Genomic DNA, 13,144 nt, shown 5'->3' on the forward strand with positions numbered 1-13,144 from the left:
AGAATAATTCTTGCCGAAACCTTTTTACTTTTATAAACTAGGGGCTCGTTCTAAATTTTTCAGATAAAATAAGTTATGTTGCATAAATTGATAAAAACTCTTTTCTTATTTCTGTTCATATTCTTCTTCATTCTATGTGATAAAAAAAATTCGAATAACGGTTTGTTAGCTACGATCGGTTTTGGAAATCCAGTAATTACTTTGATCGATCCACCGTCAGGATCACCTCCTCAAAGTGATGGAGTTTCTTATACTGGAACTCAGATAAAGATTCAGGGAAGGAACTTTGCTCCCAATTCAACCGAAACGATTGTAAAGTTCAATGGAATTACTGGTACGATTTTTTCTATAACCACGACTGAAATTATTACTACGGTTCCAGCGGGAGCGACTGCGGGTTTTTTAACCGTGTCAAAAGCGGATGGGGCTTGTGATACCGTTTACGGAACAGACGGTTATAACTGTTCTGCGAGAAGGTTCTACGTGGATTGTTATAAAGCTTATAACAATATTTATGGAGATGAAACCACAATTAATTATCCCGATTCTCAGACGATAGAATTTAAGGAAAATTTTTCCACAAAACCTTTTCGTTCTAATCTTAGAGAAGCTGGGGGCACGATACTCGCGTTCGAATGTGATAATCTAATTGCCGTAAAATATTTTTCTACAAGTTGTAAAACTACAGATGTAGGTACTTTTGACACTCCTGTTTTTAATCCTACCATTAATTTTACGGATAATTATGCAGTTCAATATTTTATAACTACTGGAAAAGGAAGTTGTAAGATTAGCTTTCAATAAACCATTGATTATTCTCACAAAGAGCGGTTCTAAATTAAAAGAAGCTAATAGTTTATACATTATCGGCGCGTTCCTGAATGTGGATAGAACGATGCGTTGAATTTAACTTTAATTATTTTCACATCAGTTAACTGAACTTGTTTTTTGGGGAGAAATTCAGTTATATAAAGGCTTGGTTTCTTCACGAGACTACATTGGGATTATATTATAAAACAAGCAACTGTTTAAGCCTTAATCGGAACTTTATAGTGTGTTACTCAGAAGTTATAAAACAGAGTATCCAAAAATCAGTTTCCAAACTAGAATTTATTTCAAGGATTACGGTGTTCTATTATAGAACTGTTGAAAAATGAATTCTCCATTATTTCGTGGAAATGGTCGATTGAAGTAGTTTTGTTAATCGACATTATGGAATTTTTCAACAACTTTAATAAAAACTCCAATTGGATATACAAGTAAGAAGTTCAATATAGTATCAGAACTTTCTCCTAGTTTTGGGACGCGTTGTAAAATCTTTTGAACGGATAAAAATTTTTTAAAACCATTCAACAAAAACTTTAAGATAAGAAAGACTTGCTAGAAATTATAACTTGTCGGAATCGTTCTTAGTAAAAAATGTTTGGATTTTTTTATAAATCTGTTAGAGTTCGGTTAGGAGTTGTATCATGAAGGTAGTTTCCTCGGTTCAGCTAGGGCTTCCAGAAAAAGGAGTCAAGGATACAAGAAAAATCCCAAAGGAAGAAGGGATGATTCACGTCGAGCCTTATGAAAATAAGCAGGCTAACGTTTCAGATAAAAGGGCCTTTGCAATTGAAGCCGGTCAAGACGGGGATTTCTATAAAGTTAAGGGCACTTTTGTTGATAAGGTAGGTTGAACCGGGAGAAAATTGGTTCAAAGCCTTAGAAAATAAAAAAGCCTCTCCTTTGAGAGGCTTTTTATTGAGGAGAATGCTAATAGAAAAATTAATCTTTATAGCTGATTTCTAAAACGTTTCCAGAAGGATCTAAAAAGTGTAAAAATTCTCCGCTTTGACTGGTTTCAGGGCCACGAACGATGGAAATCTTGTTTTCTTCTAATTCTGCAATCGCTTCTGTAAAATCATCTACATCAAGAACAAAACTAAGGACAGGAATTTTGTTTTCTCCTAAAGAATTTTTAAATCCTGAAATTTTTTGAAGTTTGATGTTGATGGAGTCAAGTCCCATTACAACATATTCTCCTGGTTTTTCATCTAACGATTCAAAATCGAATATATCAGAATAGAACTTCGCAGAGACTTCCGGATTCTCAGCAGGTATTAAGAAATAGTCGATTCCTTCAACGATAATCATGGATCCAGTCCTGTTTAACTTTTTCGTCATTGTGGTAGGAAAACCTGGATTGTCTATTTAAAAACGAAAACTGATTCTTAATGTGATAGAAATTCAAAAGAATAGATTTTTAATTCTTTTCGGAAATTTCAAAAAAATGAAACAACCTTGGATTGGACTTTTCTATCTTCCAAAGATATGCATCTAAGATGTAATGTGTAAATTGAGGGAGAAAAAGAACAGAAACTAAAAGTGCAGATATAAATTCTGGAAGTTCGAGAGAATAGAAACTTGAATTTTTAAAAATAAAAGAATGGTCTTTCCAAATAAAACTGTCCCAGATCCATTCTTCAACAAAAGCAAATACAAATAGAATACCTAAGAAACAACTCAGAATTTTTACCCAAGATTTCGTTTGAAATATTTCTATTTTAATCTCTGACCGGTTTTGGATTGTATAATAAAAAAGTAAAAAGATATAAGGAATTCCGTGGTTGATTACGTTTGTGATTGTAAAAGAAAAATCAGAATTAAAATAAACGATTCCAAAAAACCAAACTATCCAAGTATTCAATACGAGTAGAATTTTCCCCAGAGGTAATGAACGGTATTTTACAAAATAATATACATGAACTAGAATATAAAAACAAAGCCAAATTTGTTGTAACCAAAGTATTGAATTTGCTAAAGCAGGAATCGGATATATTAAAAAGTCTCCTTCCATAAACCAAGAGAATTCTCTTTTTTGATCCGTAAGATGCCAATATAAAATAGGAACACATCCCATAAGATAAATCGTGATTTTATCAAATAGAAATGGAACTTGAGCAGAAGAGGTTTTTTTTCGATAAAGTGCTAAAAATCCGAATTGTTGTCTAATGAAGTGAAACACTGCAACGTATGCCATGATTCTCCAAAACCAAATTGTTCCAAAAGAATATAAAAATATTGAAATTAAAAAACAAACAATCGGTAGAGTAATGAGAATATTTTTTTTATCCTTCCATGCTTCCATGTTAAAGTAAGATCGAAATAGAGTGGAATACACGTGGGAGACGTCTATTAACAAAACCGTACAGAACCAAGTCCAGGGATTAATTTCGGAAGGCATAATATTTAAATTACTTAATATAAATAAAAAAACTACAGAAATGATTCCAGGAAAGATGATAAAGGTCAAATCTAGAGAAGGTTTAAAGATCCAACCTTGGGATTTCATATTTTTTGTTCGCCTAAGATTTTATTGGCTGCGTTATATCCTCTTATAAGTGCCTCTTCAAAAATGGAAATTCCGCTTAAATCTGAATGTGCAAAATGAAGATTTGGATAAGATACAGAAAGTTTTTCCCTTTGACCACCCCAGATTAGTCCTGGAACTGGGCGAATCATAGCATGTGCGTAAGTCATTATGTCTATGTTTTTTGTTCTTTTTTCGATGTCGGGATGTGCTTTTTTCAAATCGAAAAAGATAGATTCTTTCCAGTCCCTCCAAGAAGTTTTTATCATTCTTTTGCGTGTGAAAGTTGTATCTTTTTCACCAAAAGCTTGGTAATAAGTTAGAACTGATTCTTCCCTGCTAGCGCGTAAATCTTGGTGTGTGGATACAATATAACCTAAAGATGGACTTTGATAAATTACATTGTCCCAACAAGGAGGAATTCCTTTTCCAGTTGGAACCTTGTCTACACTTAGATTGGCTACGAGCCAAGGAGAATAAACTAATCCTTCCGTTACATTTGAGGTTTCACCTAAAATAAATTTTCGAGTAAAAGAAGGAAGAGCATAAATGATAGAATCACAGAGAATATGTTTTTGTTCTTTGGTAGAAGGTTGATAAATCTGAACTTCAAACCTAGCTTTTTTAGAAACGGAGGGTTTTACTTTTTCTACGAGTGTTTTGGTTTGGATTTTGGATTGAATTGGCAATCTAAGTTTTTCCACTAAAAATCCATTTCCTTCTGGCCAAGTAAGAAGGGTTAGATCTTCTCCATTTTCATCCACGGGACGAGAACAAAAATAATGTAAACCAATCCACGCAGAAACTGTGTCGATAGAACCGCCAAAATCGTCTCGGACCGAATAATCCAAAAACCAAAAAAGTTCTTTGGTTTGAAAACCTTGTTCTTTAATATATTCAAAAAAACTAATTTTATCTAATTTTAAAAATTCAGGATCTCTGGAAGAAAGATCAATTGGGATCGAAAACACTTTTTTACCGTCTCTTCCGATTTTAGATCTCCAAATTTGAATAAAGTTTTTAAATTTTTGTTCTTCATTTGCAGACGCCGAGCCTGGAGTTCCGGCAGGAAATAAACCTTCATTCCATCTTCCTTGATAAAAAATTCTTTCTTCGGGATCAAAACAAAGGTATTTTTCTTCGTAGATTGGTTTTCCGTTTTTATCTTTACCTATGATGATTTTGTTTTCTTCTAGAAATTTTCGAACGAGCACGGCTTCTTCGTTTGGTTGTGGTAAGTAGTGCGCTCCCCAAGGAAAGGAACCAATTGGATTTTTTTCGGATTTTGAATTTCCACCGGGATCGTTTTCTAATTCTAAAATTTTAAATTCGTCAAACCCAGATTTGTGAAGATAATAACCCGCACTTAGTCCTGAAATCCCAGCGCCTAAAATTAGAACTTTTATTTTTTCAGAATTAGAAAAATTGACGTTATGCTCCTTTTGGTTGAATTCTAAATTACGAATTCTGTGTCCGATTTCCATGTTCGGACCTACGATTTTTCCTGAAATTTTTTTCCTAAATTTTAAAAACCAAATTCCACCTACAAGTGCTGAAAAACAAAAACCCAAAATGGAAAAAAAAGATTTTCTAGAAATAGTTTTTGAATTGTAATTCATACTTTTTGGGAAGATTCAATGGAATCTCTGGTACTGCAAGGAAAAATGGAGTAAAAGAATTGCGTTTGAGATTGAAAAGATTCTTTTGCAAAAATGGCTCTATTTTTGGATTTTGATAACACGTTTTTGGACTCGGTAGGAATTTATGAGACTACGATTCTACAACTCTGCAAAAACGCAAAAGAATACGGGTTTTTATCTGTTAAAGAATTTTCACAATTCTATGAAGTAGCAAGAAAAGAAACCAAGTCTGAGTTATCGGATTCTCCTTCTAACCGACTTCGTTTGATCTATTTTAAAAAAATGTGTTTATCCAAGTGGGGAACCTTGGATCCTAAATGGATTTTAAAATTAGAAAACGATTATTTTAAATATTTCCAAGAAGGAATCAAAGTTCGTAAAAAAAAATACAAAAAAGAATATAAAGAAGTTTTTATGCTTTTAAAAACAATTTCAAAAAAACATAAACTTCTTTTTTGTACGAACGAAAATTTGAGAACTCAACTAATTAAAATGAATCTTGTATTTCCAAAGTTGTTTTTGTATTCAATTTTAAGTTCGGAAGAAGTGGGAAAAGAAAAGCCATCAAAAGAATTTTTTTACCGTGCAAACGAACTAGTCAATGGTGAAACTGCAATATCAATGATTGGAGATTCTCTCAAAGACGACGTAGAAGGGGCTCTTCGTAACGGGATTCCTGCAATCCATCTTACTTCCGTCTTTTCAAAAAAGCCTGAATTTTTAAAAGAACGGAAAATCGAATTGGAGATCAATTCCATTAAAAAGGAATATTCTTATTTGGAAACGAACGATCTGAGAACGGCTTTAAAATCATTTCTTTAAAACGGCAAATAACGTGTTATTCAAATTCATCGTTTTAAAACTGAACAACCAAAGAATTTTAGTCACGTAGTAGTAAACTTTTTTAAAAAAAGAACCAAAACTCCCACCTTGACTTCCCGAAACAGACGCGATAGGTTTTAAAATTGTAAATTTACAATTTTGAAACCCGGTTTGTTTTGCAAGCATCTTCATCGTTTTTTCAGTGTAGTCGTTAATATGGTCTTTCGCTTCTAAATAATGACCGTCCGTTCTCATACCTTTGATCATTACCTTTAATTTTGCTTTAAAAAGTTGAATCGGAAAATTAGGTGTTTGTAAAAAAAGAATTCCACCTGGTTTTAAAAGAGAATGCAAATATTCTAATAGACTATGAGGCTTAGGAATGTGTTCGATTACGTCCCAAAGAGTGATCATGTCTAAAGAATTCTTTTCGATTCCCGAATTTTGAACAATGCCTGAAAAAACGTTTTTTAATCCGTTTTTGTCTTTTGCAAATTGAACCGCCTTTTCAGATATTTCGTAACCGATTACTTCCCAATTTGGTTTTTGATCTACAATGCGTTTAACAAAAAAACCAAGTCCACAACCTACGTCTAAAATTTTACCAAAGGGAGCGGTCAAAAATTTATTGATAAAATCTTGATAAATTTCTCTGTGAGCGTTGTCCCACCAGCCTAGATCGTAAGAAGAATCATCGTCCCAATAACCTTCGTAGTGTTCTTCTTGTTCGTATGTAGAAAAGACATGATTACAATTGGAGCATCGGACAATATCAATTCCATTTTCCACGAAAACGACGGAGTTTTGTGTGTTTGAGCAAAGATAACAGGTTCGATTCAAAAAATGTTCCTCATATATTCAATTTTTAAGGTTAAAGCCGGAAAAGCCAGAAAAAACTGTAAAACGATTTCTCGTTTTTGAATTTCCTCGGATTACAGTCTAAGAAAATATAGAAATCAATTTATTTTAGGAGTTTTTGTGGCTTCGCTTAAATTTACCAAAATGGAAGGAATCGGTAACGACTACGTTTATATCGATTCTACTCGAACAGATATTTATTTAACACCGGAACAGATTCAAAAAATATCTGATCGTAATTTCGGAATCGGAAGTGACGGTGTCATTTTTATTCGAAATTCAAAACAAGGCGATTTTATGATGGATATGTACAATTCGGATGGAAGCTCCTCCGAAATGTGCGGGAATGGGATTCGTTGTGTTGCCAAATACATATATGATCACGGTTTAACGAATTCTAAAAATCCTAGGATTGAAACTGGTGCAGGAATTTTGGAAGTGGACTTAAAAGTTGGATCTGCTAACAAGGTTGACCTTGTAAGTGTAGATATGGGAAAGCCGGTTCTAGTTCCATCTCGAATTCCAATTATTTGGAAAAATGAAGAAACTATTATTGATCAGCCGCTTGAAATCGGAGATAAAAATTTAAAATTTACCGCAGTTAGTATGGGAAATCCACATTGTGTGATTTTTGTGGATGATAACGATGAATTTCCAGTAAGAGGAATCGGCCCGTTGATTGAACATTATTCTATCTTTCCGAAACGAGTAAATGTGGAATTTGTTACCGTTCGTGGAAAGAATCATCTTTACCAAAGAACTTGGGAAAGGGGAGCGGGGGAGACTCTTGCTTGTGGGACTGGGGCTTGTGCCGTGATGGTGGCCGGAAATTTAACTGGGAGATCCGGAAAGGATGTACAAATCGATTTAAGAGGTGGAACACTTAGAATTCAGTGGCAAGAGTCTGGAAATATTTTGATGACCGGTCCAGCCCGCGAGATATTTTCAGGAGAAATAGAAATTTAGTATATTCTGAATTTAAAATATATTTCTAAGCTACTTCTGTTTTTTGTAAGTTTTCCATTTTCGCTCGAACTTCGTTAGAAAGTTTTTTGAGATTGTCTTCCAACTTTCCTTCTAAATAAGGTCTATGGTCGATTTTAGGTCCATAAAGAACACGAACTTTTTTATAAATGGATCTTCGTTTAATGTCGCAGACTTCTTTTGGCATTCCCATAAAAGAACGAACTAAAGAAGGAATCGGAATATCGGAATAACTTTCTTCGATCGGAACGATTACGGAAGGAAGAATATCTACTTTATTTCGGATGGAAAAAGCGGCGAAACCTTCGTGAAATGGCACCATGGGCGCTGAGAAATCGTTTTTTACCATGTAGTCGTGGCCTTCTGGAAAAATTCCCAAAACACCTTCTCTTTTAAAAACTTGCTGTACCATTTTGATACTTGCCATGGAAATTTTTCCATCGATCGCCATTGGAATTCCTCCGGCTAGTTTGGCTAAGTCTTTAAAGATAGGAATTCGAAAAGTATAATCGGCCGCGATCCAGGAAATATAACGTGGAAAGGTATAGGAAATAATGAAAGGATCCATATCAGATCTATGGTTACTTACTAGAATTAATTTTCCTTTATGAGCGATATGTTCCGTACCATAAGCGTTTATGTTAACGGCAAAACCCAAAAAGGGGGCCACAAATTGTTTCAATCTAAGATAAGTTTGAACTTCCTTTTCCATGGACATCTCCTCGAATCGTTACGATGAGAGGAGATATTTTATTCACCTGAAAAAATAGACCACCATTTCTTTTTTTCCTCCGGAGAATTTGCATTTTTTGGGTTGGAATCGTAGGATTTATCCCGACCCAATTCTTGAGGTTGAGAGGGATCTCTTCTTTTTCTAGCGTTCTGCGGGTGCGGAATAGAACGTCTTAATTCTTCTAATTCTTTTTGTGCGGAAGCATTGGACTTAATATAATTTCTTATATCGGCCCATTCGGGATCTAATTCGTTCCCGTAAATGGCATAATTCATCAGATCAATCGAATCAAACTCAGGCATAGAGCTTCTTTCCAGGTTTATTTATATAGGTGAGTAAAATTCCCACAATCTCATATAGTCTTCTGGGGGAGCGGTCTTGCAAGAGTTTTCATATCGTAGTTCTAAAAAATGCATTTAGAAGCTACATGAGTTTGAGATAACAAATCTAACTATTTATAGAAAATATTGGTCAATGCGGTTTGATTTAGGTTGGTCCTTTAATAGGTTAATAAAACTTATCCAAATTTTATCTACAGTAAATATTTGAAATTTGAAAGCATTGTGAAGTGTTATTTACAATAAGATTTTTGAATTAGAGTTGTTGAAAAATTTCATAGTTAAAATTAACAAAACTGCTTCAATTGACCGTTACATGAAAAAAAACTAAGTGGCGAACTAATTTTTCAACAACTCTATTGAGAACGTTTGGCTTTCTTAAAATACAAGGAATGACTTTTATTTTTTTAATAGTTAACTTAAGTTCGTAGAGGAAAAAGTTTTTCACTGTAAATCAGGTTTGTGGTAGTTCCCACAAATTTTGTCGCCCTTACACATTTTAAATGCCTGTTTTCATGATCAGCTTGTATGAGTTCCCATTTTTTATTCTTTGCGGAAAAATTAGGTCTTATAAAATAAAAATCTTACACCAAACTTACGTTAGTTAAATAAAATCTAAATAATTTTAAGCATAAGATTCTTTTTTAACACTGTCTCTGAAGATCGGCTATTTCAAATCCGAAAGTATTATCTATGGGGAAGATAGAAGGCGAATTTGTAAAACGACATAATTTAAAAATTGAGGAAGTTAGACAAATTGAAATTATAAAACAGAAAGAAAAAAGTAAAATTTTAAAATTTCCTAAAGGAAGCATCTGGAATGCAGAAAAAATACGAAAACTTTGTGAGAAGTTATTTTTTCAGTGAGATTCAAAATTTGGAAACTTTACAGAAAAAATGATCTTTTTTTAAAAAATACAAGAAATGCCTTCTTATTTTTTAATAGTTAGGTATGATCTTTAACTAGAGATTACTTCGGCTTAATACAAAATGGAAATTTCAAAAGAAGATTATTCTGTGGAAACAGAAAAAAATCGCGGAAGAATTAAAATCTCCGGGACCCTTCGTTTATTGAATGTGGATGAATACGATCCGATTATCTCAGCTATTGAAACTGTGCTAGATAATTCTGGGCGTGGAAAGGCTGTTATTGATATTAAAAATTTGGATTTTTTAAATAGCGCCGGAATTGCTAGTCTTTCTAGATTTGTAGCGGCTTATGATAAGAAAAATTTTCGTTACGTAGAAATCAAAGGTAATAAAAATAGATATTGGCAGATCGTATTCTTGGAAAATGTTAAAAAACTCAGGTCGGAAATTCAAACGAGTCTTGAGTAAAATCAAAAATTCAAAGTTTTAAATTTTGTTTTTATAACTTCATTCAAATCTAAGTACGCTCTTACAATTACTTCGTAAGTAGCTGAAGAAACCTCGTTGATTAAAAATCCTAACCGAACAGGAAAGTCCTTTGAAAGAAGTAAAAGACCGATTCCTGAATCGTTTTTTTCTCCTTTTTTGAGTTTGTTGATATAGGTTTCGTCCGAATTTCGATCTACCAAAGTCGAGATAGATTTTTCCAGTTTATTCTTTGAGATTTCATCGGTTAAGTTTTTAATTTCTATTTTTAGTATTTCGGAATAATATTTTAGATCTAAAAAAATTTCTCCCTTTCTATCTTTGGAAAATTTTGCGGCATTTTCTATCAATTCGTTGATTACGATCGAAATCGTATTAGAAGTGCTGGAATCCAATTTTTCCTGATAAGAGCAATAATTTGAAATGTAATCTGCGGTGAGAGAACAACGTCTCCATTGAACCCGAAGATCCATAGGCCTTAACTTTAATGTAAATTCGCTTTCACAAGGAAGAGAATCCGGTATCAGATTATAATGGCCGTATTGGACGGGGTAGTTCATAATATTTTTCGAATTCTTTAATCAGTGATTTATAACGCCCTAAAAACTAATTCTACTTTATTAAAAAGATCAAGTTTATAATTTGAAATTATATTTTTACTATAAGGTTCTGAATCAGGAATAGAACAGAATCTTATATCCTTAAAATAGAAATTTGAATTTAAAATAAGAAAAGTAAAAAATAAATTTGAATTCAGGTTAAAAAAGTTTTCTTAACTTATCCAGATATTCGTTCCGATTTGGGTCCGTTTCAGCAGGAGCCCAGGAAGCAAAATCTTTATCCGTACTGGGTTCATAAGGCCCTGACTTTCCTTCAAAACAAATCGCGTTTTCAGAAAGACAAACGAGAGTATGGTATACTCCTGGAGCAATATCGATTCCATATATTGGGCCTTGGGAACTTAAGTAGTGAGTTTCTTGGATTGAACCGTCTTCATTAAAAAGGATAAAACCTAAATTTCCTTTTAGCACTAAAAAGGTTTCAGGCTTAGGGGGGAATTTATGTCTGTGTGCTTGCACATAAGTATCACGTGTGAGTACGTTTAAAAATCTTTGATATACTTCTGAAAGTTCGTGGAAGTTATGATTTGCTCTTTTACGAGGGGAGGCATTCGCTTTTTGCAATACTTCCGAAAAAAGAGAATCCGTAAGCAGTTGTTTGTGTGGTTTGGAGTTGAAGTCTGGATTCACAGTAGTCAATAAGATACGATTTGCAGGCCGTGCAAGTATTTCCTGCATTTACTCTTTCTATAATTTCTTGATATTCTACACCTTCGTATCTCGCGGTTTCAACTATAGTTTCAAAGGCTACTTGTGCACAGTGGCATTTATCCATTTTGGTATAACTCTTGGAACGATTTCCTTAACAATGTAAATGAGACTCAGTCTTAGTGTCAAATCGTACATTGATTTTTTAAGAATTTTTCTAGAAATTCAAAAGTTTATAAATTCTAAAAGAGACATAATTTAAAAAAATTTCAAGAAAGGTTCCATTTTTAAAGATTTCGTTGGAATACAAGGGAATCTAGATTTTAAGTCTATCCCAAACTATCCAAGTTTGTGTTAGATTTCAAAGTGTAGGAACTATTTTGTTTCAAAGTTAAAGGTTAACATTGAGTCAATCGAGTGTGATATACCCAAATTCCATTTTTTAGTTTTCCGATTTTTTGCTGAAATGACTTACTCTTTTCAATCCACTCTTGTCTTTCTTTACTAATCTGAATTAACTTTCCATTTTTAGCGATTTTATAAGTTTGATTTAGATATTCACAAGAAGAGTAGTTATAATATGCCCGAATCGTTTTTGTTTTTGAATTGAAAGTTGGACTTACTAATTCACTTAATTCCTTCTTTTCAATAAAAAGATTTTTAGAAGGATCAAATAACCAAATAGTATAACCTTTATTTCCGGTTGCTCCTTGATAAAGTATCAATCTAATATCTTTGTACCCATCAAAATTCATATCTTCTGCTACAAAAAATTCTTCGTCTTCTTTCGGAGGATCGATTCTTTCGATTTTTAGTGTTTGGCTGAGAATGTTTTCGTTTCTTTTTGAAATCTCAATACGATCAAAGACGTTATATATATCGATTCCACCTACGAGATGAAATTTATAAATAGGTAAATCCTTATGAATTGTAAAATTGCATATAACTTAACTCCGCCACGCAGATATTCTGATGTAGTAGAATTCTTTAGTTTTTGATTCAAAGGAAGGGTTATACAATCTTCTATAATTTTTTCAGAATTTTGATTGAGTTGAGCAGTCAATTTTTGAATATTAGAAAAATATTTTATATTGTCATTTGTAGAATTGCAAATTATAACCCAAATACTTGTTCCAATTCCCAATCCAAAAACTAAAAGGATGAAAAAACTTTTCTTTAATACATTAGAATTTATAAATATTTCTTTTATTGAGTTTTTCCTAAAATTTTAGAATGAATCATTTTTAGATCTTCAATAAAAAGTATTACTGATCCTATAAAATTGGATACTGTAAATTTTTTTATAAAATCCTATTTTAAAGCAAAAATATTGATATTTTATTATAAGTTCTGAGTGAAATAATACTACTATTCGGACGTATGAAAATAGTACCAGAAAATGAATGGGCGATTTTACAAAGGCGCCAAAATTCTCAAAAAATTATATCTAACTTGAAATCGTTGGTTTTTTAAAGAAGATCCTACATTTTAAGTTGTAAAACAGGCTTAGATAGTATTATTTTTATGCGCCCGAGTGGTAGGAGCTTTTATTTTTAACATTCTAGAGAATTAAAGTTCCCAAGCATAAACTTATTACAACCCATCTCAAAAATACTTTATCTTTGTTTAAAAGGCTAATTAACGTGGGTTCGGTATAACTAATGCGAAAACGATTATTATACTATGGTCCATAGAAAAAGTAGCATTGAGTTTTTTATTCGCCCAGATTTTCTTACGTCGAACTCAAATCATTTAATGTGAATTCGCGGAGGAATTCATGATTCTGAAAAATT

General features: G+C 32.8%; 13 protein-coding genes and 1 pseudogene. 5 read left to right on the top strand and 9 right to left on the bottom strand.

Going from position 1 to position 13,144, the window contains the following annotated elements; all coding sequences use genetic code 11:
• Positions 1 to 75 precede the first annotated feature (75 nt).
• Positions 76 to 804, top strand: a complete 729-nt coding sequence (locus LEP1GSC059_RS00565) for an LIC10067 family putative lipoprotein (RefSeq protein ID WP_036056749.1) — start codon at positions 76 to 78, stop codon at positions 802 to 804.
• Between the two features lie 665 nt (positions 805 to 1,469).
• Entirely contained in the window at positions 1,470 to 1,679 is a 210-nt protein-coding gene (locus LEP1GSC059_RS00570; protein WP_000869875.1) for a hypothetical protein, read from the top strand.
• Between the two features lie 88 nt (positions 1,680 to 1,767).
• Here the strand turns inward: LEP1GSC059_RS00570 and LEP1GSC059_RS00575 are convergent, their stop codons facing one another.
• The 3 genes from LEP1GSC059_RS00575 to LEP1GSC059_RS00585 form a co-directional block, all read right to left on the bottom strand.
• On the bottom strand, positions 1,768 to 2,136 hold the full coding sequence (locus tag LEP1GSC059_RS00575) for a VOC family protein (RefSeq protein ID WP_017215089.1): 369 nt from the start codon (positions 2,134 to 2,136) through the stop codon (positions 1,768 to 1,770).
• 109 nt (positions 2,137 to 2,245) lie between these two features.
• Positions 2,246 to 3,334 carry a hypothetical protein gene (locus LEP1GSC059_RS00580; RefSeq protein WP_020980113.1) on the bottom strand — a complete coding sequence of 363 codons (1,089 nt, stop codon included), beginning with the start codon at positions 3,332 to 3,334 and terminating at the stop codon, positions 2,246 to 2,248.
• A complete protein-coding gene (locus LEP1GSC059_RS00585) occupies positions 3,331 to 4,971 on the bottom strand; it encodes a flavin monoamine oxidase family protein (protein WP_017215090.1) in 1,641 nt (546 codons plus the stop codon). Before LEP1GSC059_RS00585 ends, LEP1GSC059_RS00580 begins: the two co-directional genes overlap by 4 nt.
• A gap of 93 nt (positions 4,972 to 5,064) precedes the next feature.
• On the opposite strand from LEP1GSC059_RS00585, the gene LEP1GSC059_RS00590 reads away from it, so the two are divergent.
• Positions 5,065 to 5,814 (top strand): HAD family hydrolase, encoded by a 750-nt coding sequence (locus LEP1GSC059_RS00590; protein ID WP_020980140.1) that lies wholly within the window; start codon positions 5,065 to 5,067, stop codon positions 5,812 to 5,814.
• Here the strand turns inward: LEP1GSC059_RS00590 and LEP1GSC059_RS00595 are convergent.
• The gene (locus LEP1GSC059_RS00595; RefSeq protein WP_020980082.1) at positions 5,803 to 6,654 is read right to left on the bottom strand and encodes a class I SAM-dependent methyltransferase; all 852 of its coding nucleotides are present in this window, start codon (positions 6,652 to 6,654) and stop codon (positions 5,803 to 5,805) included. The genes LEP1GSC059_RS00590 and LEP1GSC059_RS00595 overlap by 12 nt on opposite strands.
• 138 nt (positions 6,655 to 6,792) lie before the next feature.
• Here LEP1GSC059_RS00595 and dapF point away from each other — a divergent pair, with 138 nt between their 5' ends.
• Entirely contained in the window at positions 6,793 to 7,638 is an 846-nt protein-coding gene (gene dapF / locus LEP1GSC059_RS00600) for a diaminopimelate epimerase (RefSeq protein WP_002179501.1), read from the top strand.
• A gap of 25 nt (positions 7,639 to 7,663) precedes the next feature.
• On the opposite strand, the gene LEP1GSC059_RS00605 is transcribed toward dapF, so the two are convergent.
• Together LEP1GSC059_RS00605 and LEP1GSC059_RS00610 are read right to left on the bottom strand one after the other, a co-directional pair.
• The gene (locus LEP1GSC059_RS00605; protein ID WP_002179166.1) at positions 7,664 to 8,368 is read right to left on the bottom strand and encodes a lysophospholipid acyltransferase family protein; all 705 of its coding nucleotides are present in this window, start codon (positions 8,366 to 8,368) and stop codon (positions 7,664 to 7,666) included.
• A 38-nt stretch (positions 8,369 to 8,406) separates the two neighbouring features.
• Positions 8,407 to 8,691 (bottom strand): hypothetical protein, encoded by a 285-nt coding sequence (locus LEP1GSC059_RS00610; RefSeq protein ID WP_002179283.1) that lies wholly within the window; start codon positions 8,689 to 8,691, stop codon positions 8,407 to 8,409.
• A 1,026-nt stretch (positions 8,692 to 9,717) separates the two neighbouring features.
• On the opposite strand from LEP1GSC059_RS00610, the gene LEP1GSC059_RS00615 reads away from it, so the two are divergent.
• Positions 9,718 to 10,065, top strand: a complete 348-nt coding sequence (locus LEP1GSC059_RS00615; protein ID WP_002179140.1) for a slr1659 superfamily regulator — start codon at positions 9,718 to 9,720, stop codon at positions 10,063 to 10,065.
• 2 nt (positions 10,066 to 10,067) lie between these two features.
• On the opposite strand, the gene LEP1GSC059_RS00620 is transcribed toward LEP1GSC059_RS00615, so the two are convergent.
• The 3 genes and pseudogenes from LEP1GSC059_RS00620 to LEP1GSC059_RS00630 form a co-directional block, all read right to left on the bottom strand.
• Positions 10,068 to 10,643, bottom strand: a complete 576-nt coding sequence (locus LEP1GSC059_RS00620; protein ID WP_002179245.1) for a slr1658 superfamily regulator — start codon at positions 10,641 to 10,643, stop codon at positions 10,068 to 10,070.
• Between the two features lie 198 nt (positions 10,644 to 10,841).
• Positions 10,842 to 11,381, bottom strand: coding sequence for a WbuC family cupin fold metalloprotein (locus tag LEP1GSC059_RS00625; RefSeq protein ID WP_017215093.1), 540 nt, complete (start codon positions 11,379 to 11,381; stop codon positions 10,842 to 10,844).
• A 368-nt stretch (positions 11,382 to 11,749) separates the two neighbouring features.
• Positions 11,750 to 12,561, bottom strand: a pseudogene (locus LEP1GSC059_RS00630) (XAC2610-related protein).
• Between the last annotated feature and the right edge of the window lie 583 nt (positions 12,562 to 13,144).

It is taken from the genome of Leptospira noguchii serovar Panama str. CZ214, assembly GCF_000306255.2.
GTDB lineage: Bacteria > Spirochaetota > Leptospiria > Leptospirales > Leptospiraceae > Leptospira > Leptospira noguchii.